This window comes from Microbulbifer maximicatervae (SeqCode) (assembly GCF_052467385.1).
On sequence record NZ_CP174311.1, the window covers coordinates 5,051,042 to 5,070,833 of the forward strand.

Annotated in this window: 19 protein-coding genes; 18 read left to right on the forward strand and 1 reads right to left on the reverse strand. The window is 52.0% G+C overall.

Annotated elements, in window-relative coordinates; all coding sequences use genetic code 11:
• The first annotated feature begins 8 nt into the window (after nt 1–8).
• The 16 genes from yidC to ACJJIR_RS21740 all read left to right on the forward strand — a co-directional run bounded on the left by yidC (nt 9) and on the right by ACJJIR_RS21740 (nt 16,961).
• Nucleotides 9–1,679, forward strand: a complete 1,671-nt coding sequence (yidC, locus tag ACJJIR_RS21665) for a membrane protein insertase YidC (protein ID WP_444906802.1) — start codon at nt 9–11, stop codon at nt 1,677–1,679.
• A gap of 79 nt (nt 1,680–1,758) precedes the next feature.
• Nucleotides 1,759–3,135, forward strand: coding sequence for a tRNA uridine-5-carboxymethylaminomethyl(34) synthesis GTPase MnmE (gene mnmE, locus ACJJIR_RS21670; RefSeq protein WP_444906803.1), 1,377 nt, complete (start codon nt 1,759–1,761; stop codon nt 3,133–3,135).
• 866 nt (nt 3,136–4,001) lie between these two features.
• Nucleotides 4,002–5,891 carry a tRNA uridine-5-carboxymethylaminomethyl(34) synthesis enzyme MnmG gene (mnmG, locus tag ACJJIR_RS21675; protein WP_444906804.1) on the forward strand — a complete coding sequence of 630 codons (1,890 nt, stop codon included), beginning with the start codon at nt 4,002–4,004 and terminating at the stop codon, nt 5,889–5,891.
• 85 nt (nt 5,892–5,976) lie between these two features.
• Nucleotides 5,977–6,606 carry a 16S rRNA (guanine(527)-N(7))-methyltransferase RsmG gene (gene rsmG / locus ACJJIR_RS21680; protein WP_444906805.1) on the forward strand — a complete coding sequence of 210 codons (630 nt, stop codon included), beginning with the start codon at nt 5,977–5,979 and terminating at the stop codon, nt 6,604–6,606.
• Between the two features lie 126 nt (nt 6,607–6,732).
• On the forward strand, nt 6,733–7,542 hold the full coding sequence (locus tag ACJJIR_RS21685) for a ParA family protein (protein WP_444906806.1): 810 nt from the start codon (nt 6,733–6,735) through the stop codon (nt 7,540–7,542).
• Nucleotides 7,543–7,554: 12 nt separating this feature from the next.
• The gene (locus tag ACJJIR_RS21690) at nt 7,555–8,457 is read left to right on the forward strand and encodes a ParB/RepB/Spo0J family partition protein (RefSeq protein ID WP_444906807.1); all 903 of its coding nucleotides are present in this window, start codon (nt 7,555–7,557) and stop codon (nt 8,455–8,457) included.
• A gap of 202 nt (nt 8,458–8,659) precedes the next feature.
• The gene (locus tag ACJJIR_RS21695) at nt 8,660–9,022 is read left to right on the forward strand and encodes an ATP synthase subunit I (protein ID WP_282930569.1); all 363 of its coding nucleotides are present in this window, start codon (nt 8,660–8,662) and stop codon (nt 9,020–9,022) included.
• Nucleotides 9,023–9,071: 49 nt separating this feature from the next.
• Entirely contained in the window at nt 9,072–9,998 is a 927-nt protein-coding gene (atpB, locus tag ACJJIR_RS21700; protein ID WP_282930570.1) for a F0F1 ATP synthase subunit A, read from the forward strand.
• 59 nt (nt 9,999–10,057) lie between these two features.
• Nucleotides 10,058–10,303, forward strand: a complete 246-nt coding sequence (gene atpE / locus ACJJIR_RS21705) for a F0F1 ATP synthase subunit C (RefSeq protein ID WP_020413895.1) — start codon at nt 10,058–10,060, stop codon at nt 10,301–10,303.
• A 52-nt stretch (nt 10,304–10,355) separates the two neighbouring features.
• Nucleotides 10,356–10,826: a F0F1 ATP synthase subunit B gene (locus ACJJIR_RS21710; protein ID WP_282930571.1), complete on the forward strand. Its 471-nt coding sequence runs from the start codon at nt 10,356–10,358 to the stop codon at nt 10,824–10,826.
• 12 nt (nt 10,827–10,838) lie between these two features.
• Nucleotides 10,839–11,375 (forward strand): F0F1 ATP synthase subunit delta, encoded by a 537-nt coding sequence (locus ACJJIR_RS21715; RefSeq protein WP_108735091.1) that lies wholly within the window; start codon nt 10,839–10,841, stop codon nt 11,373–11,375.
• Nucleotides 11,376–11,423: 48 nt separating this feature from the next.
• Nucleotides 11,424–12,968 carry a F0F1 ATP synthase subunit alpha gene (gene atpA / locus ACJJIR_RS21720; RefSeq protein WP_108735090.1) on the forward strand — a complete coding sequence of 515 codons (1,545 nt, stop codon included), beginning with the start codon at nt 11,424–11,426 and terminating at the stop codon, nt 12,966–12,968.
• A gap of 77 nt (nt 12,969–13,045) precedes the next feature.
• A complete protein-coding gene (atpG, locus tag ACJJIR_RS21725; RefSeq protein WP_444895613.1) occupies nt 13,046–13,906 on the forward strand; it encodes a F0F1 ATP synthase subunit gamma in 861 nt (286 codons plus the stop codon).
• A gap of 53 nt (nt 13,907–13,959) precedes the next feature.
• Entirely contained in the window at nt 13,960–15,363 is a 1,404-nt protein-coding gene (gene atpD / locus ACJJIR_RS21730; RefSeq protein WP_282930574.1) for a F0F1 ATP synthase subunit beta, read from the forward strand.
• Between the two features lie 18 nt (nt 15,364–15,381).
• A complete protein-coding gene (locus ACJJIR_RS21735; protein ID WP_108735087.1) occupies nt 15,382–15,801 on the forward strand; it encodes a F0F1 ATP synthase subunit epsilon in 420 nt (139 codons plus the stop codon).
• A gap of 173 nt (nt 15,802–15,974) precedes the next feature.
• Complete coding sequence (locus ACJJIR_RS21740) at nt 15,975–16,961, forward strand: hypothetical protein (RefSeq protein ID WP_444906808.1); 987 nt, start codon at nt 15,975–15,977, stop codon at nt 16,959–16,961.
• Between the two features lies 1 nt (nt 16,962).
• Here the strand turns inward: ACJJIR_RS21740 and guaD are convergent, their stop codons facing one another.
• Entirely contained in the window at nt 16,963–18,360 is a 1,398-nt protein-coding gene (guaD, locus tag ACJJIR_RS21745; RefSeq protein WP_444906809.1) for a guanine deaminase, read from the reverse strand.
• 236 nt (nt 18,361–18,596) lie between these two features.
• Here guaD and ACJJIR_RS21750 point away from each other — a divergent pair, with 236 nt between their 5' ends.
• Nucleotides 18,597–19,025: a VOC family protein gene (locus tag ACJJIR_RS21750; protein WP_444895617.1), complete on the forward strand. Its 429-nt coding sequence runs from the start codon at nt 18,597–18,599 to the stop codon at nt 19,023–19,025.
• A gap of 115 nt (nt 19,026–19,140) precedes the next feature.
• Nucleotides 19,141–19,779 (forward strand): glutathione S-transferase family protein, encoded by a 639-nt coding sequence (locus tag ACJJIR_RS21755; RefSeq protein WP_444895618.1) that lies wholly within the window; start codon nt 19,141–19,143, stop codon nt 19,777–19,779.
• Nucleotides 19,780–19,792 lie beyond the last annotated feature (13 nt).

A 19,792-nucleotide genomic window follows, 5' to 3' on the forward strand; every position in this document is an offset into this window, starting at 1 on the left:
GTAATAAGATGGATTGGCAACGCTATACGCTGCTCGGCGGAATTCTCGCGGTTCTCCTGGCACTTATCTTCCAGTGGAACGCATTTCAAGAGCAACACACTCCTGAACTCGACCGCGAAACCGTCGTGCAGACTGGCGGCGAGACTGTCAGCCAAATACCCGCCGAAACACCCGCGAGCACCGGCGACAGTGATGTTCCCCAACTTCGCTCCCAGGTGCCCGCATCCAATGAAGGCAGCAGTACTGAGAGCAAGCTGATCAGTGTCACCACCGACGTTTTTGATCTGCTCATCAATCCTCGTGGCGGCGATATCGTCAAAGTGGCGCTGCGCAAACAACAAGAGAAGTTGGATACCCCGGACCAACCCCTGATCCTGTTGAACCAGACCCGCAACCATACCTATATTGCCCAAAGTGGCCTTATCGGTAAAAACGGGACCGACAGCGCCGCTGGCCGCCCGGTTTTCAAGGTGGCAAAAACCGAATATGCGATGGTTGAGGGCGACGATACCCTGATAGTAGACCTGACTCTGCAACAGGAAGGCGCCAATATCACCAAGCGCTTCACCTTCAAACGTGGAGACTACCTGATCCAAGTGGCCTACCTTGTGGATAACACCAGTGACAAACCCTGGTCCGCGGCCATGTTTGGTCAGATTAAGCGCGATGCCAGTGAACCCGCAACCGACACCGGTTTCGGCATGTCGCCTTTCCTCGGCGCTGCCATCCGCACCAACGAAAAGAACTACTTCAAGCAGGACTTCGAGGAGATTGCTGAAAGCCCCACCCGCGAAACCATCAAAGGTGGTTGGGTAGCTATGGTTCAGCACTACTTTATCAGTGCCTGGATTCCCCCCCAGGACGAGCGCAATACCTTTGAATTGAAGGAGCTATCCAACGGCCTCTTCCGTATGGGCTTTACCGCACCTCAAGTGCAAATCCCCGCTGCCACCCAAGGCGAGCTGAGCGCTTCTTTCTACGCTGGCCCGAAAGATGTCTACCGTCTGGAAGAAATCTCCCCCGGCCTCGATCTGACCGTCGACTACGGCTGGCTCTGGTGGATCGCAAAACCGCTATTCGGTGTCCTGCACTTTATTCAGGAGCATATTGTCAGCAACTGGGGCTGGGCGATCATCCTGCTCACCGTATTTATCAAGACGCTGCTTCTGCCACTGTCCGCCGCTGGCACCAAGTCCATGGCGCGTATGCGCAAGTTTGCGCCGCAGATGAAAAAACTGCAGGAGCAGTACAAGGATAACCGGCAAAAGCTGGCGGAAGAGACCATGAAGCTCTACCGCCGCGAGAAGATCAATCCGATGGGTGGCTGCCTGCCGATCCTGTTGCAGATGCCGGTATTTATCGCGCTCTACTGGATGCTCACCGAAACCGTTGAGCTGCGTCACGCGCCCTGGATTTTCTGGATTCACGATCTGTCAGCGAAGGACCCCTACTTTATCCTGCCGGTATTGATGGGCCTGTCTATGTGGTTTATGCAAAAGCTGAACCCGGCGCCCACCGACCCAACCCAAGCCCGCATCATGCAGCTGATGCCGGTGATGATGACAGTGTTCTTCCTGTGGTTCCCAGCGGGTCTGGTTCTGTACTGGATCGCCAACAACCTGATTACCATTGCGCAAACCTGGTATATCAATAAACAGGTGGATGCCGGTAAGTACTAACCAGTACCGATCTGCAGCAACACAATAAACAAGGGCCGCAAATGCGGCCCTTTTCCGTTCTGTCGAGTAAACTCAGCCGATGACACAAGAAAGCCTCAATCGCGACACTATTGCCGCTGTTGCCACCGCGCCCGGGCGCGGCGGTATCGGCGTTATCCGACTGTCGGGCACAAGAGCCCTGCAAATTGCCCAACAAATCTGCGGGGAAAAATCCCTCCAGCCCCGCTCTGCCCACTACCGGAACTTTACCCACAAAGAGCAGTTAATCGATCAGGGATTGGCACTCTTTTTCCCTGGCCCCAACTCCTTTACCGGGGAGGATGTGGTGGAGCTCCAGGGACACGGCGGTCCGGTAATTCTCGATCAGCTACTTCAAGCCGCTATCGAATTGGGCGCTCGACAAGCCCGCCCCGGAGAATTTTCCGAGCGGGCTTTCCTCAACGACAAAATGGATTTAACTCAGGCCGAAGCGATCGCCGATTTAATCGACGCCGGCAGTGCCCAGGCAGCGCGAAATGCCATGCGTTCACTACAGGGCGCGTTTTCCGAGAAAATCGAAGACCTGGTGGAAAACCTCACCCACCTGCGTATCTACGTGGAGGCCGCCATTGATTTCCCCGAAGAGGAAATTGACTTCCTCGCCGATGGCAAAGTGGCAGCTGATATAGAAACCTTACTGGCACAAATGGTGGGTGTGGAAACCCAGGCGCGTCAGGGCGCGATAATGCGCGAGGGAATGCGAGTTGCTATCGCAGGCCGCCCTAATGCAGGGAAATCCAGCCTGCTCAACACACTGGCCGGACACGACGCCGCTATTGTCACCGATATCGCCGGTACCACTCGGGATATCCTGCGTGAACATATTCATATCGACGGTATGCCCCTCCAGTTTGCCGATACTGCGGGATTAAGAGATGCCCCGGATAGAGTCGAGCAAATTGGTATCGAACGCGCCTGGGAGGAAATCCACGGCGCAGATAGGGTACTACTTGTCATGGATGCAGAGCAGCTCCACTCCCTGGACCCCACACAAGTTTGGCCAGAATTTACCAGTCAGCTGAGAGATCTCAACAAACTGACATTAGTACTGAATAAGATTGACCTCACCGACTACAGCGCTGGACTTCAGGCACACACTGAAGGCGTGCCAGTGATTGCCATCAGTGCAAAAACAGGTGCCGGGCTCGATGCGTTAAAAGAGCATTTAAAACAGAGTATTGGTTTCAGCGGCGCTGGAGAGGGAACATTCAGTGCCAGGCGCCGACACCTGGACGCACTGGGCCGGGCACAAGCTTTTATACATCAGGGCCAGCGGCAACTTCACACTAGCGGTGCAGGCGAACTGCTCGCCGAAGACTTACGCCAAGCCCAGCAGGCTCTGGGAGAAATTACAGGCACCGTCAGTGCCGATGAATTACTCGGCAAGATCTTCGGCAGTTTTTGTATCGGTAAGTAAACGCTCCATCCCAACTTCCAAGTTATCCCAAGGGGGAGGCTACTTTATCCTCCCTCGCTTCTCTCCTTCCAGCTTCCCAACATATTTCTCACTTCTTTTACACAGGCTTAACCCCGACTTTCAGGGCGGGTAAATTAAATCCCCAATTTTTCCCGATCTTATTAAATAGATTCGCGAAAAAATCTGGCAAAAAACTCTGCAAAATAAGATATGGCGCCGATCGAGTTATACATGTCCACGGGGATTTCCCGTGGATATCTTTTCACTTGCTTCAATCACCTATAAATCACATAGATACAGCAACAAAACTCACAGACTTATACAATATTCACTCTTACGCACAATTAACCCCCAAGTCTTATCACCCTCTACGCACAAGCTAAAACCTGAAATTGCCAGGTGTGAGTAAAAAAGGGGATAAACACCTGCGTAAGCAACGAATGCTATGATGATAACTTTCCCGCCAGCACGAGGCGCGCAAAGTTGTCCCGGCTTTCCACAATCGTCTACCGGGGTTGCCCCCCCTTCAGCCAAGGGGTTATTGCCCATGTTTTCATTAATGTATCCTATTGATTTATAAGGTTTTTTTTTGCTTATACATGATTTGCCGGGCACTAATAAAAACAACTAAATCAAAAACCTCTCTCTAAGAAATACATTTATTCATTTATATAAACTTAAGAGAGTCCAAAAAAATGACTTCCTTAGAGAAAGAGCTCGATATGCAGGGAACTGGATAGTCTCCGTTTTTACAGCTTTACAAGGGTCTACCAACTAGAGTGCAGGAATATGCTTGTAGCCAATTGCTGACTCATACCTACTGCCTATAAAATGTGCGCCCCCAGTTGTAACCAGTAGCACCCACTATGGAATTCCCTAAGACCTATGATGTGATCGTGATCGGCGGAGGCCACGCAGGTACCGAAGCCTCACTGGCAGCGGCACGTATGGGAGCTTCCACTCTGCTGCTGACCCACAATATCGAGACCCTTGGACAAATGTCCTGCAACCCGGCGATCGGCGGTATCGGCAAGAGTCATCTCGTGAAGGAAGTCGATGCCCTCGGTGGCGCTATGGCAACGGCAACAGACCTGGGCGGAATTCAGTTCCGGGTCCTCAATGCCCGCAAAGGCCCCGCAGTAAGGGCAACTCGTGCCCAGGCCGATAGAGCCCTGTATCGCGCCGCTATCCGTTCAATCCTGGAAGCACAGGAAAACCTGGAGATCTTCCAACAAGCGGCGGATGACCTGATTGTCGAAGGTGAACGGGTTGTGGGCGTTGTCACCAATGCGGGGGTGCGCTTTCGCGCCAAGACAGTGGTACTGACCGCAGGGACTTTCCTCGGTGGGCGTATACACATTGGCTTGGATAACCACGCCGGCGGCCGCGCTGGAGACCCGCCCTCGGTCGCCCTTGCAGATCGTCTGCGCGAGTTGCCTTTCCGCGTTGATCGCCTCAAAACCGGTACCCCTCCCCGTATTGATGCCCGCTCAGTAGATTTCAGCGAGCTGGAGGAACAGTGGGGAGATAGCCCCACACCGGTAATGTCTTATTTGGGTAGCCGCGATCAACACCCGCGCCAGGTCTGCTGCTGGATTACCCACACCAATGCCCGCACCCACGAAGTTATCCAGGGGGGGCTCGATCGCTCGCCCATGTATTCCGGCGTGATTGAGGGGATTGGCCCGCGCTACTGTCCTTCCATCGAGGACAAGGTGCACCGTTTTGCGGACAAAGACAGCCACCAGGTGTTTATCGAGCCTGAAGGGTTGACCACCAACGAGCTGTACCCCAATGGTATTTCCACCAGCCTGCCCTTCGATGTACAGATTGAGCTGGTGCACTCCATCAAAGGCTTTGAAAAGGCGCATATCACCCGCCCTGGCTATGCAATTGAGTACGATTTCTTCGACCCGCGCGACCTTTTGCCGTCCCTGCAAACCAAATTTATCCAGGGGCTCTACTTTGCCGGCCAGATCAATGGCACCACCGGCTACGAGGAAGCGGCTGCCCAGGGACTCCTGGCTGGCGCCAATGCCGCCCTACAGGCCCAGGAGCGCGAAGCCTGGTCCCCGCGTCGGGATGAAGCCTACCTGGGCGTGCTTGTGGATGATTTGATCACCAGCGGCACTAAAGAGCCCTACCGAATGTTTACCAGCCGCGCGGAATATCGCTTGCTGCTCCGTGAGGACAATGCTGACCTGCGCCTGACCGAAAAAGGTCGCGAATTGGGCCTGGTCGACGATACCCGCTGGGCAGCGTTCAGTGAAAAGCGCGAGGCGATCGCTCGGGAGACCCAGCGACTACAAGATACCTGGGTGCACCCAAAGACGCCCCAGGCCGCCTCTGTAGAAACCAAACTGCCGCAGCCATTGGCGCGGGAATACAGCCTGATGGACCTGCTGCGCCGTCCGGAACTGGGCTATCAGGATGTGGCGGGCCTCAAAGGGGAAGCGGTAACCGACGAGCAGGTTGCCGAACAGGTGGAAATTTCGGCCAAGTACGCCGGTTATATCGATCGCCAGCGCGAGGAAATTGAGCGTTTGCAGGCCTACGAAGATACCCCGATCCCGGCGGACTTCGACTACAGCGATATTTCTGGTCTGTCCAATGAGGTCAAGCAAAAACTGGGAGAGACCCGCCCGGATACCCTGGCGCGGGCCTCGCGGATTCCGGGTGTGACGCCCGCATCCATATCCCTGCTGCTGATCCAGTTGAAAAAGCGCGGGCTGCTGAAGCGCAAAAAAGCGGTATAAATCGGTTTTCCACAGGGTATCCCGCGAGGCCCTGCGGGGTTTGAGTTTCGCGGGACTACTGGGGGATAGACCCATTTCTCACTCAATGGAACAGTTTCGTCCGCGCCTGTTAGAGGCGGCGGCACAGATGTCGGTGGCACTCAGTGACCGGCAGCAGAATCAGCTACTGGAATACCTGGCGCTTTTTGCCCGCTGGAATAGTGCCTACAACCTGTCCGCCATACGCGACCCAGAGCAGATGCTGGAGCGCCATATTATCGACAGCCTCAGTGTGGTAAATCTCTGTGGCGAAGGCTCTTTAATCGATGTGGGTAGCGGTGGCGGCCTGCCTGGAATTCCCCTGGCAATTGTGCATCCGGAGCGCGCCATCACCCTGCTCGACAGCAATGGCAAGAAGACCCGCTTCCTGTTCCAAGTGGCCAGCACCCTGCCCCTGCCCAATATCACGGTAGTCAATGAGCGGGTAGAAGCCTTTGTGCCAGAACAGCCTTTTGCCGGTGTGGTGTCCCGCGCCTTTGCCTCCATCGAAGATATGGTCAATGGCAGTGAGCATATGTTGGCACCCAAGGGTCGTTTTTATGCCATGAAGGGCAAGCTGCCTGAGGATGAGTTGAGCGCTCTGCCAAAAGGCATTAAGGTCGAGCAGGTGCACCGGTTGTCGGTGCCCGGCTGCGACGGTGAGCGACATATGATTCAGCTCTGTCGCACAGAATAAGATGATAGTTTGGCGGGTTTGTCGCCCGCCTAATCCTGCTCCCCTATCGTGGGGCACAACAGCCGCCGCCCGAAGCCGAGCCGGCGTCGGGGCAAACGCACCCGGAAACAACAAAGGACAAGAATCTTGAGCAAGATATTTGCTGTGGCCAACCAGAAAGGCGGGGTTGGCAAGACCACTACCTGCGTCAACCTGGCCGCATCTTTGGTTGCCAACAAGCGGCGCGTATTGCTGATCGACCTGGACCCCCAGGGCAATGCCACCATGGGCAGCGGTGTGGATAAAAGTGACCTTGAGGTGTCCGGTTACGATGTGCTGGCCGCTGAATTACCCATTGAGCGGGCCATTGTATCCACAGAGAGCGGTTTTGATTTGATCCCGGGCAACGGTGACCTGTCTGCGGCAGAGGTGGAGTTGCTGAATCTGGAGGGCCGCGAATCCCGCCTGCGCCGCGCCCTGGCTGCGGTGAGTAATCGTTACGACTACGTGATTATCGACTGTCCGCCATCGTTGAATATGCTGACCGTAAACGCCCTCTGTGCAGCTCACGGCGTATTGATTCCCATGCAGTGTGAATACTATGCCCTGGAGGGGTTGTCAGCACTGGTGGACACCATCACCCAGATCCAGCAGGCCGCCAATCCGGACCTGAAAATCGAGGGTATCTTGCGCACCATGTACGATCCGCGCAACAGCCTCACCAGCGAAGTGTCGGCGCAGTTGCAGGAGTTTTTCGGCGATCGCCTGTATCGAACCTGTATCCCGCGCAATGTCCGTTTGGCAGAGGCTCCCAGCTTCGGCAAGCCGGCGCTGGATTACGACCGCCATTCGAAAGGGGCTATTGCCTACTTGGCACTGGCTTGCGAAATCAATCGCCGCCATCCCGCCAATCAATCTTCCAATAAGAAAAGCCGCCCTGTGGCGGAAGCCGTATAAGGGGTAATTACTATGGCCGCCAAACGCAAAGGGCTGGGCCGGGGTTTATCCCACCTGATCAGCAATAAAAACAGCACCGCGATCGCCGAGGCTACCGGTGAAGCTGAAACCGAAACCGCCGTGGTCGACGGTGAGCTGAAGGAGTTGCCGATAGAGTTTTTGCAGCGCGGCCGCTACCAGCCACGCCGGGATTTTCCACAGGAATCCTTGCAGGAGCTGGCGGACTCGATACGCGCCCAGGGCATTATGCAGCCGATCGTCGTGCGCGGTATCGGTGAGCAGAGCTATGAAATCATCGCCGGTGAACGGCGCTGGCGCGCGGCCCAATTAGCCGGCCTGGATAAAGTGCCGACACTGGTACGCAGCGTTTCCGATGAAGCTGCCATCGCTATGGCGCTGATTGAAAATATCCAGCGTGAAGACCTGAATCCGGTAGAGGAAGCTGTAGCCCTCAAGCGTTTACAGGATGAGTTCAAGCTGACCCAGCAGGAAGTGGCCGATGCGGTGGGCAAATCCCGTACCGCAGTAACCAACCTGTTACGACTGTTAAGCCTCAGTGAAGAGGTGCGGACTTTCCTGGAGCGTGGCGATCTGGAGTTGGGGCACGCCAAAGCTCTGCTCGGTCTATCCGGTGCCACCCAGCGCTCCGCTGCGCGCCAGGTGGTCGAGCGCAGCCTTACCGTGCGCCAGACAGAGGCGCTGGTGCGCCGTTTACAACAGCCGGCTGCCCCCGCACCGGAAAAACCGAAGCCCGACCCCAATATCCGTCGCCTGACTGAGCGCCTGGCAGAAAAAGTCGGAGTGCCCGTATCTATCGATCACAACGATAAAGGCAACGGCCGCCTGATACTCAAATACACCACTCTGGAAGAGCTGGATGGAATCCTCGCCCACCTGGGTTACGCCGAGGACTGAGGCCACAGGGAAATGCGCGTCCTAGTGGCGCGCGCAATAACTGTTGGCAAATACTCACTGCGGCGAGTAATTCCGTGCAAAACCTCCTGAAAATCAAATAAGTTGACGACATTTGCCGGTTGAATCGGCGATGCTGTTGCCGCATAATTCGCACGCCCAAATTTTGGGCGGACAGCGCAAAAAAAGTCGGCTTATCCCGTCTATGACAAAACCCCCGGTATTACGAATAGCCGCGGTACAGCTTCTGCTGATATCGGTGGCCAGTGCGGCACTGCACTTGAGCGGTAAACCGGTGACTGCGCTCTCCGTATTTATCGGCGGTGCCCTGTGTGCACTGCCCGGAGCATATTTTGGCAGGCGCGCCTTTCGCGATAGCGGTGCGCGCGCGGCCCATCGCGTGGTAGGCAATTTCTACCGCGCGGAAACCGGCAAATTTATATTGACCATGGCAGGTTTTGCAGCGGTGTTTGCCACCGTCAAGCCACTGAATGCCGCGGCGCTTTTTATCAGCTACGTCCTCTGTGTAATCGTGCAGTGGATCTTGGTAGCGCGCATGGTCCGCTAGCCGGTGGATAAGAAAAAAGAATTCTTACTTTTACGATTGTTGAGGAACTATGGCAGGCGAAGCTCAAACCGCGACGGGGTATATCCAACACCACCTGCAAAACATGACTTACGGCAAGCTGCCGGCCGGGTATACCCGCGCCGACGGTACTGTGCTGAATGAGTCTACTTGGACTATGGCGCATTCCTCCCAGGAAGCTGCGGATATGGGCTTTTGGGCCCTGCACGTAGATACCCTGGGCTGGTCTATCGGCCTCGGTCTGATTTTTTGCTTCCTGTTTGCCCGCGCAGCCAAGAAGGCCAGTGTGGACAAGCCCACAGGCTTCCAGAGCTTTGTGGAGCTGGTTACCGACTTTATCGACAAGCTGGTTAAGGAAACCTTCCCCCACCGCAACACCATGGTTGCCCCGATGGCTCTGACCATCTTTGTGTGGGTTTTCCTGATGAACCTGATGGATTTGGTACCGGTGGACTGGCTGCCGATGGCTGCCGCCAAGATCTCCGGCAACGATCACCTCTTCTTTAAAGTGGTCCCGACTACCGACCCGAACGCCACCCTGGGTATGGCCCTGGCGGTGTTTGCGCTGATGATTTTCTTCAGTATTCGCGAAAAAGGTGCTATCGGCTTCCTTAAAGAGCTGACTCTGCACCCTTTCCATACCGGCAAGTTGTTCTTTGACATCCTGCTGATCCCGGTGAACTTCCTGCTGGAAGCAGTATCCCTGATCGCCAAGCCGATCTCCCTGGGCCTGCGTCTTTTCGGAAACCTCTACGCCGGTGAAATGATCTTTATCCTGATCGCGATTGTCTTTGGCGTTGGCGTTCTTGGCTTTATTGGTGCGGGCCTCCTGCACATGGGCTGGGCGATCTTCCACGTACTGGTAATCGTGCTGCAGGCGTTCGTATTTATGGTATTGAGCACCGTGTACATGGCGATGGCACACCATCGCGACGATGAGCACGAGCACGATCAATAAGTTTTTAACCCTTTTTTCGACCTTTACAACAACTCTTTAACTTTGATTTGGAGAACACAATGGAAGCATTAGGTCTGGTTTACATCGCAAGTGCACTGCTGATCGGTCTGGGCGCCCTGGGCACCGCAATCGGTTTCGGTACTCTGGGTGGCAAGCTGCTGGAAGGTTCCGCTCGTCAGCCTGAACAGGCTCCGGCTCTGCAGGGCAAGATGTTCCTGATGGCTGGTCTGCTTGACGCGGTTCCGATGATCGGTGTTGGTATCGCTATGTACCTGATCTTCGCCGTAGCTCCTGGTCTGGTTTAATTACGCCGTTCCAATTGCCCTTAACCCTATTTAAAGAGCAAGAGGTGTCGGAGTGAATATCAACCTGACTCTAATCGGCCAGTCGATTACTTTCCTGTTTTTCGTCTGGTTTTGCTGGAAGTTTGTTTGGCCGCCGCTTTTGGGCGTGATGAAAGAGCGTGAGCAGAAGATCGCAGATGGTCTCGCTGACGCCGAACACGCACAGAAAGATCTGGAACTGGCCAAGCGTAAAGCTGCCGAGCAGTTGAAGGAAGCCAAAGATCAGGCTAACGAGATCATTGATGGTGCCAACAAGCGCGCCAACCAGATTCTCGATGAAGCCAAGCAAGCGGCTCAGTCTGAAGGCGATCGCCTGAAAACTGCGGCCAAAGCTGAGATCGACCAGGAAGTGAATCGCGCTAAAGAGCAACTGCGCAGCCGTGTGGCAGACCTGTCTGTCCTGGGTGCGGAGAAGATTCTCGCGGTCAATATCGACGCTAAGGCGCACGACGACCTGATCGATAAACTGGCAGCCGAGCTGTAAGCGAGGAACCCAATGGCGGAACTCAGCACACTGGCCCGGCCCTACGCTAAAGCTGCATTCTCTTATGCGCAGGAAGCCTCCCACTTAGGTGGTTGGAGCACTGCGCTGAGCACTGCGGCAGCGGTCAGCCAGAACGAAAAAGTGCGTGAGCTGCTGGATAATCCCCAGCTCACCAGTGAAGAGCGCGCAGATAAATTCCTGTCGATTTGTTCAGACGAACTCGGCGAGCACGGAAGGAACTTCATCCGGTTGCTGGCGGAAAACAACCGCCTGCAGCTGCTGCCGGAAATTTCCGAACTGTTCGAAGAGCTGAAAGCGCAAGCGGAAGCCACCCTCGAGGTGGAAGTTGTTTCCGCGCACGCCTTGAGCGATGCACAGGCGCAAGCACTGGGCCAAAAGCTCAGCGCGAAGTTTGAACGCGAAATACATCTGCACAGCTCGGTGGACGAGAGCCTGCTGGGCGGCGCGATCATCCGCGCCGGTGATACAGTCATCGACGGTACCGTACGCGGCCGTCTGGCCAAGCTCGCCGAGGCGATGAACTCCTAAATTACTCTCCCCGTTGGTGTTAGCCGGCGGGGACTTGAGGAACAGAGCATGCAGCAACTGAATCCCTCTGAGATCAGTGAAATCATCAAGAGCCGCATCGAAAATCTCGATGTGAGCACTGAAGCCCAAAATGAGGGCACCATTGTTTCCGTATCCGACGGCATCATCCGCATCCACGGCCTGGCCGATGTGATGTACGGTGAGATGATCGAGTTCGAAGGCGGCGTTTACGGTATGGCGCTGAACCTGGAGCGCGACTCCGTTGGTGCTGTAATCCTGGGCGACTACAAGGCGCTGGCTGAAGGCCAGAAGTGCCGTTGTACCGGCCGTATCCTGGAAACCCCCGTTGGCCCGGAACTGCTTGGACGCGTTGTAGACGCGTTGGGTAACCCGATCGACGGCAAAGGCCCGCTGAACAACAAGCTGACCGACGCGGTAGAAAAAGTAGCGCCTGGCGTTATTGCCCGTCAGTCCGTTGACCAGCCTGTACAAACCGGTTTGAAAGCGGTTGATACCATGATCCCGATTGGCCGTGGCCAGCGTGAGCTGATCATCGGTGACCGTCAGATCGGTAAGACTGCTGTGGCGATCGACGCCATCATCAACCAGAAAGGCACCGGCGTTAAGTGTGTCTACGTTGCCGTGGGCCAGAAGCAGTCCTCTATTGCCAACGTAGTGCGCAAGCTCGAAGAGCACGGCGCTATGGATCACACCATCGTAGTAGCCGCTGGCGCCGCCGATCCGGCAGCGATGCAGTTCCTGGCTCCCTACGTCGGCTGTACCATGGGTGAGTACTTCCGCGACCGCGGTGAAGACGCCCTGATCGTATACGATGACCTGACCAAGCAGGCTTGGGCCTACCGTCAGATCTCCCTGTTGCTGAAGCGTCCGCCTGGACGTGAAGCCTACCCCGGTGACGTTTTCTACTTGCACTCCCGTCTGCTGGAGCGTGCCGCGCGTGTAAACGCCGACTACGTAGAGAAGTTCACCAACGGTGAAGTGAAAGGCAAGACCGGCTCTCTGACCGCCCTGCCGATCATCGAAACCCAGGCCGGTGACGTATCTGCGTTCGTACCGACCAACGTGATTTCCATTACCGACGGCCAGATCTTCCTCGAGACCGATCTGTTCAACTCCGGTATCCGCCCAGCGATCAACCCGGGTATCTCTGTATCCCGTGTAGGTGGTGCAGCGCAGACCAAGGTGATCAAGAAGCTGTCCGGTGGTATCCGTACCGCTCTGGCTCAGTACCGCGAACTGGCGGCATTCTCCCAGTTTGCCTCTGACCTGGACGAAGCTACCAAAGCCCAGCTGGATCACGGTGAGCGCGTAACCGAGCTGATGAAGCAGAAACAGTACTCTCCGCTGTCTATCGCGGACATGGCTGTTTCCGTTTACGCCGCCGACAAGGGTTACCTGAAAGAAGTAGAAGTTGCCAAGGTTCTCGATTTCGAAGCCGCCCTGCTCGCTTACATGAACAGCGAACACGCAGAGCTGATGGAGAAAGTGAACAGCACTGGTAACTACAACGACGAAATCGACGCAGCTTTCAAAGCCGCTATCGAGAAGTTCGTCGCTACTAGCAGCTGGTAAGAACTCCCTGGAGAGCGCGAGAGAGCGGCGTGTCCGCTCTTTCGGAATCTAACTTCCAGCGAACAAGGTAAATCACTATGGCAGGCGGAAAAGAAGTACGCACAAAAATTGCCAGCATCAAGAGTACGCAGAAAATTACTGCCGCAATGGAAATGGTTGCAGCCAGTAAGATGCGCAGGGCTCAGGATCGCATGGCACTGGGGCGTCCCTACGCCCAGCGCATACGCGCAGTGATCGGCCACGTCGCCAACGCTTCGGCCGAGTACCAGCATATTTACCTGCAAGAGCGCGAGGCCAAGCGGGTCGGTTTTATCCTGGTATCCACTGACCGCGGACTCTGTGGTGGCTTGAACGTCAATATGTTCAAAGCCGCTATTCGCGAGATGCAGGCGTGGTCCGAGCAGGGTGTCGACGTCGAAGTCTGCGCGGTAGGTAACAAGGCGGCCAGTTTCTTTAATGCCATCGGCAGCAAGGTTGTCGCAGCGGTACGCGATCTGGGCGATGCGCCCCAGGCCAACCAGCTGATTGGCTCAGTTAAGGTAATGCTGGACCGTTACGCAGAAGGCGATATCGATCGCCTGTTCCTGGTATCCAATGAGTTTATCAACACCATGTCCCAGAAGCCGCAGGTTGAGCAATTGCTGCCGCTGCCGAAGGACGAAGATGAAAAACTCATGCACGAGTGGGACTACCTCTACGAGCCGGATCCGGTTGAATTGCTGGATGGATTGCTGGCTCGCTACATCGAGTCCCAGGTATACCAGGCAGTAGTTGAAAACAAAGCCTGTGAACAGGCAGCGCGTATGATCGCGATGAAGAGCGCCACCGATAACGCCGGTGAGCTGATCGATCAGTTGCAGCTTGTCTACAACAAGGCGCGCCAGGCGGCCATTACCCAGGAACTGTCCGAAATTGTCGGCGGTGCGGCGGCGGTTTAATCCGCTGCCAGTAATGGTCAGCCTAGAAAGAATTTAAAGCTGAGGATCCGGAAATGAGTAACGGGCAAATTGTGCAAGTGATCGGAGCGGTCATCGACGTGGAATTCCCACGCGATTCTGTTCCGAATGTATACGACGCACTGGTGGTTGAGGACAAGAACCTCACCATGGAAGTGCAGCAGCAGTTGGGTGACGGCGTGGTACGCGCTATTGCCATGGGTTCATCCGAAGGTGTCAGCCGCGGTCTGTCCGTGCGCAATACCGGCGCTCCGGTTTCTGTACCGGTTGGCCTGGAAACCCTCGGTCGCATCATGGACGTGCTCGGCAACCCGATTGACGAGTGTGGCCCTATCGGTGAGAAAGAGCGCTCCTCTATCCACCGCGCTGCACCGACCTACGAAGAGCAGTCCAGCTCTACCGAACTGCTGGAAACCGGCATCAAGGTAATCGACCTGGTTTGCCCGTTCGCCAAGGGTGGTAAGGTTGGTCTGTTCGGTGGTGCCGGTGTAGGTAAAACCGTAAACATGATGGAACTGATCAACAACATCGCTACCGAGCACTCCGGTCTGTCCGTGTTCGCAGGTGTTGGTGAGCGTACCCGTGAAGGTAACGACTTCTACTACGAGATGGCTGAATCCGGCGTTGTTGACCTGGAAAACAAAGCCAACTCCAAAGTGGCGATGGTTTACGGCCAGATGAACGAGCCGCCCGGCAACCGTCTGCGTGTAGCCCTGACCGGTCTGACCATGGCGGAGAAATTCCGTGATGAAGGCAAAGACGTACTGCTGTTCGTCGACAACATCTACCGCTACACCCTGGCCGGTACCGAAGTATCCGCACTGCTGGGCCGTATGCCTTCTGCGGTAGGTTACCAGCCGACCCTGGCGGAAGAGATGGGCGTTCTGCAGGAGCGTATTACCTCCACCAAGACTGGCTCTATCACCTCTATCCAGGCGGTATACGTACCGGCGGATGACTTGACTGACCCATCTCCGGCGACCACCTTCGCGCACTTGGACTCCACTGTAGTACTGAGCCGTGATATCGCCGCTAAAGGTATCTACCCGGCTGTTGACCCGCTGGACTCCACCTCTCGTCAGCTGGACCCACAGGTAATTGGTCAGGAGCACTACGAAGTGGCTCGCGGCGTACAGTCTGTACTGCAGCGCTACAAAGAGCTGAAGGACATCATCGCGATCCTGGGTATGGACGAGCTGTCTGAAGAAGACAAGCAGACCGTAGCCCGCGCCCGTAAGATCGAACGCTTCCTGTCCCAGCCGTTCCACGTTGCGGAAATCTTCACCGGTGCACCAGGTAAATACGTTTCCCTGAAAGAAACCATCCGTGGCTTCCAGGGCATCCTGAACGGTGAATATGACCACATGCCGGAACAGGCCTTCTACATGGTGGGAACCATCGACGAAGCTGTGGAAAAAGCCAACAAAGCCAAGGGCTAATCGAGAGAGGCATATACTATGGCCATGACAGTACATTGTGACATTGTCAGCGCCGAGCAGTCTCTCTTCTCCGGACTGGTAGAGATGGTGATTGTGAGTGGTATCGAGGGTGAGCTGGGTCTCTCCTACGGTCACGCTCAGTTGCTCACCGCTCTGAAAGCCGGTCCGGTGCGCATCATCAAGCCCGGTGGTGAAGAGGAAGTACTGTTCGTCAGCGGTGGCTACGCCGAGGTACAACCTAATATGGTGACTATCCTCGCCGATGTAGCCGAACGTGAGATCGATGAAGACGCCGCGCAGAAGGCCCGCGAAGAAGCGGAACACGCCCTGCACAAGGCGCCGTCTGAAGTCGACTACGCGCGCATCTCAGCCCAGCTGGCCGAAGCCGAAGCGCGTCTGCGTACCCTGCAGGCAATTCGCAAGGCGGCCGGTAAGTAAACAGTTCTTACCTACTCGTAAGGCCTGTTTTCAGGTGACAAAAAAGCAGCTTCGGCTGCTTTTTTTATTCTTTTGGAAAACTCCAAAAGCCTACCCCTACCCTGCGCACACCCTATAACGGCTATAGTTTCAAGTGATGGTTGTATGTTTAAGGATTGAAGAAGCTATCAACTATGAAATGGATGTTAACTGTCGCGTATTTACTTTTCATGTTTGCGCCCTTGACTGCCACTTCTAACAAAGTGATTGCAGCCTCTATTAAAACTAGTAAAGAACCTACTACAGCTGAAAATCTAAAGTCCCCTAGAGCGTTACTAATTCACGGAAGTATCACCTCCCCTATATATGTAGATCCTGAAAATAATGTGCCTGAACACTTGGTGGAATTTGGTTTCTTTCATTCCGGATGGACTGTAGATGAAATTGCTGAGGTATCGCAATTTACAACGTTTGTTGACGTCTATTACAATGAAATAGATATCATGGAGACCGCAAGGAATCATGGACTAAAGATATGGGTACAAATAGCACCAATATTCTTTGATGGTTATCCGACCTATAGGAAGCGAGCGGATTATTTGGAGCGGTGGGAACTAGCAAGGAAACGATTAGAGCCATTTAGTGATATTATTATAGCGTTTGATCCATTAGATGAACCCTTCCATCGCTCAAAATTAAATAATCAAACACTAAAGCTATATCTAGAAGAAATTGCTCAATTAGTTAAAGAAAGCTTTCCTAAAGCAAAAAGAGCAATTACATTTATGAATGAAACAGTTAGAAAGTCAAATTTCAAAAAAATAATTCCTAAAAAGTATAATTTATTTGCTGTAAATTACTATGTAGGAGAGAGTTTTCAACAACAACTAGTAGAAAAGCTAATGGTTAAAACATCAGATTTAAATGTTAATTATTATTTAATACCAAGAGCATTTAAAACCTCGAACAGAGGTTTCGGTAGTATTTCTGAAGCAAAATTAATCAACCAGGCAAAGCAAGCTTATGATTTTGCGATAGCAAACCCCAAGGTTATTGCCATTTATCCCTTTGTTTGGGAGAGTATTTTTGGCAAAGACGACTACTACCTTGGGGTTGACAATCTAGAGCGAGTACAAGAAGAGTATCGAAAAATAGGTCACGCGATATCAAATACCAGATAAACTATTTTTTATCACCCATTATATATGTGCTGTATATAGCTCTATCATCACCAAGAACCTGCAGGGCAAATAGTTTTTCTTCAAGTGTCTTTACAGACTTCATTCTAAACTTCATTAAATCAGTTGATTCTAAATCAATGACAATAAAATCTGCCTCCTTTCCTTTTTCAAAGTTCCCAACTTTGTCGTCGATATCCAGTGCTTGTGCTGATCCTAAGGTTGCAAGGTAGAAAGCTTTAAGTGGAGAGAGTGTCGTTATACCATTGTTATTTCCAATCGACTTCTGTAGCTGAACTACCTTATAGGCCTCATCCATAGTCTCTAACATCGAGAAACTGGTGCCGGCTCCCACATCAGTTCCCAGGCCGACGCTAACATTGATTTCTTCAACTCTATTAAGCGGGAATAATCCGCTCCCCAGAAAAAGATTAGACGTTGGGCAAAAAGCAATAGCGCTGCCGACTGAAGCCATACTTTCCATCTCTTGGTCATCCAGGTAAATACCATGAGCAAACACTGAGTGGTCGCGATTTAATCCATATATGTTATAAACATCAAGATAACTATTTGCTTCTGGAAACAATGATTTTACCCAATTAATTTCATCCTTATTTTCGGAAACATGGGTATGCATATACACATCGGGATATTCATCTAGTAACTTAGCTGCCTGCTTAAGCTGTTCTGGAGTACTTGTCGGGGCAAATCTTGGAGTAATGGCATAGCTCAATCGATCCTTATTATGCCAACGTTCGATCAGCTTCTTGCTATCGGAATAGGCACTTTCAGGTGTATCTTGCAGGTATTCTGGCGCATTGCGATCCATCAGCACCTTACCTGCAATTAGTCGCATGTTCTCCCGTTGAGCAACTTCAAAGAGAGCATCTACAGACTCTGGATGAACGGTACCAAAGACAAGTGCTGATGTTGTGCCATTCTTTAGTAACTGACTAATAAAGAACTCTGCAACTTCCTTCGCGTGTTCTTTGTCGGAAAATTTACTTTCAGTTGGAAAGGTGTATTCTTTAAGCCACTCTAATAATTGCTCGCCATGAGCCGCAATCATCCCCGTCTGTGGATAGTGAATATGAGAATCAATAAAACCGGGAAGTATTAACTTGCCGCGATAATCTACAATCTCTGCTTCTTTTTGTTTTTCCGAAATTTGTTGTTCAGAAATTATCCCTGCAATTATTCCATCTTTGACAATTAATCCGCCATCCTCAATATATTCATAAGCTTTATTGGTCTTCGCCGGGTCGGCTGTAAAATGAAGTATGTCACCTTGAAATATAGTTGTCTCTGCATAAACAAAGTTGCTAGAAGCTGAGAGTAATAAAAATAATTTAACTATGTTGGACTTTATACTGCTGCTTAGGGATAAAGTTTCGACCACCATTTCACTCCGTTAAAACAATAAGCAAACCTATATATTTAGCATTTGAAAGATAATGTGACAAATTTATTTCGGTACTCTCTAGAAGAACTGGAATACAAAACAACAAATTAACTTATATATTGAGTAATAACCTGCTTGAAAATACAAAAATTTGATTTGTATATTTTGTATTTGGAAAAAACTTAAGTAATTACATCTAAACTTGTACTTAAATCCAGATTGAAGGCTCTCAATCCATGTTTAAACACCCAGATCACGTAACAGTAGTTGTTACGAAATTAGAGGAAAGTGTCAGTTTTTTTGAATTGCTGGGTTTTGAGCTTCTACTCAAAAATTATCTAACTGGCGAGAAAGCGTCACGGTATCTCCAGGTGGATAATGTAGAAGCAGATCACTTTACGATGGTACTAAAGCAGTCATCTCCGAAATTTGAGATACAGCTACTTCACTACCGAAATCCAGTGGTTAAAACTAATCCATCACTAATTGACTTGGCAAGGCCCGGTTATAACCATCTGTGTTTAAAGGTAGATAATTTGAATGAAGCTTTAGAGTATTTATCGAAGCAAGGAATTAGTACAAGAAGCGGAATATTGGAGTATCAAGATAAAAAATTAGCTTTTCTCTTGGGGCCTGAGAATATAACTGTTGAATTAGCCGAGTGAATTATCCAAGTAAATAGATAGTACTTTTACTTAATAACTTGACATGTAAATCTCTCGAAGAAATGATACTTGCCTAGCTAAAATTTATGTCTCCACATAATTTCGAGATATTGACATGGCAAATGAAATCATCTTTTATACGAATCCTCAGTCGAGAGGCTGTATTGTTCGATGGATGTTAGAGGAGATATCAGTACCCTATCAAACCAAAGTACTTGAATATGGCGAAGACATGAAATCGCAAGAGTATCTTGCTTTGAATCCCATGGGGAAAGTTCCAACACTAGTGCACGACAACAAAATAATAACTGAAGCAGCAGCAATATGTGTCTACTTGGCAGATGTATTTTCCGATTCAGGTTTGTCTCCGATAAATAACGAAGAGCGTGCCAATTATTACCGATGGATGTTTTATTCGGCTGGACCTCTGGAGTCCGCCATTGTGAATAAATATATCTTTGATGAAGATGTGGCTAAAGATAAACAGCAAATGTTGGGTTACGGTAATTATAAATTGGCACTAGATACGCTTTCTAGTGCAATTAAATCAAACCCGTATATTGTTGGAGAACGTTTTACAGCAGCAGATGTATATATTGGTGCACAGCTGGGGTGGGGGTTACAGTTTGGAACTATAGATAAGCGTGAAGAGTATCAGGAGTATGTAACTCGTTTATCTCAGCGTAAAGCATTTCAACGAGCTCATGAACTTGATGCAGCTTTGGAAAAAGACATGAATATAAGTCCCGCTTAAATTTAAGTATAGT

Excerpts from the sequence above, each read along its gene's own strand:
- ACJJIR_RS21755 (WP_444895618.1), top strand. The coding sequence starts at position 19,141 with ATGGCAAATGAAATCATCTTTTATACGAATCCTCAGTCGAGAGGCTGT.
- mnmE (WP_444906803.1), top strand. The coding sequence starts at position 1,759 with ATGACACAAGAAAGCCTCAATCGCGACACTATTGCCGCTGTTGCCACC.
- guaD (WP_444906809.1), bottom strand. The coding sequence starts at position 18,360 with ATGGTGGTCGAAACTTTATCCCTAAGCAGCAGTATAAAGTCCAACATA.
- atpD (WP_282930574.1), top strand. The coding sequence starts at position 13,960 with ATGAGTAACGGGCAAATTGTGCAAGTGATCGGAGCGGTCATCGACGTG.
- ACJJIR_RS21690 (WP_444906807.1), top strand. The coding sequence starts at position 7,555 with ATGGCCGCCAAACGCAAAGGGCTGGGCCGGGGTTTATCCCACCTGATC.
- ACJJIR_RS21715 (WP_108735091.1), top strand. The coding sequence starts at position 10,839 with ATGGCGGAACTCAGCACACTGGCCCGGCCCTACGCTAAAGCTGCATTC.
- atpB (WP_282930570.1), top strand. The coding sequence starts at position 9,072 with ATGGCAGGCGAAGCTCAAACCGCGACGGGGTATATCCAACACCACCTG.
- mnmG (WP_444906804.1), top strand. The coding sequence starts at position 4,002 with ATGGAATTCCCTAAGACCTATGATGTGATCGTGATCGGCGGAGGCCAC.
- ACJJIR_RS21695 (WP_282930569.1), top strand. The coding sequence starts at position 8,660 with ATGACAAAACCCCCGGTATTACGAATAGCCGCGGTACAGCTTCTGCTG.
- atpE (WP_020413895.1), top strand. The coding sequence starts at position 10,058 with ATGGAAGCATTAGGTCTGGTTTACATCGCAAGTGCACTGCTGATCGGT.
- yidC (WP_444906802.1), top strand. The coding sequence starts at position 9 with ATGGATTGGCAACGCTATACGCTGCTCGGCGGAATTCTCGCGGTTCTC.
- rsmG (WP_444906805.1), top strand. The coding sequence starts at position 5,977 with ATGGAACAGTTTCGTCCGCGCCTGTTAGAGGCGGCGGCACAGATGTCG.
- atpG (WP_444895613.1), top strand. The coding sequence starts at position 13,046 with ATGGCAGGCGGAAAAGAAGTACGCACAAAAATTGCCAGCATCAAGAGT.
- ACJJIR_RS21750 (WP_444895617.1), top strand. The coding sequence starts at position 18,597 with ATGTTTAAACACCCAGATCACGTAACAGTAGTTGTTACGAAATTAGAG.
- ACJJIR_RS21740 (WP_444906808.1), top strand. The coding sequence starts at position 15,975 with ATGAAATGGATGTTAACTGTCGCGTATTTACTTTTCATGTTTGCGCCC.
- atpA (WP_108735090.1), top strand. The coding sequence starts at position 11,424 with ATGCAGCAACTGAATCCCTCTGAGATCAGTGAAATCATCAAGAGCCGC.
- ACJJIR_RS21735 (WP_108735087.1), top strand. The coding sequence starts at position 15,382 with ATGGCCATGACAGTACATTGTGACATTGTCAGCGCCGAGCAGTCTCTC.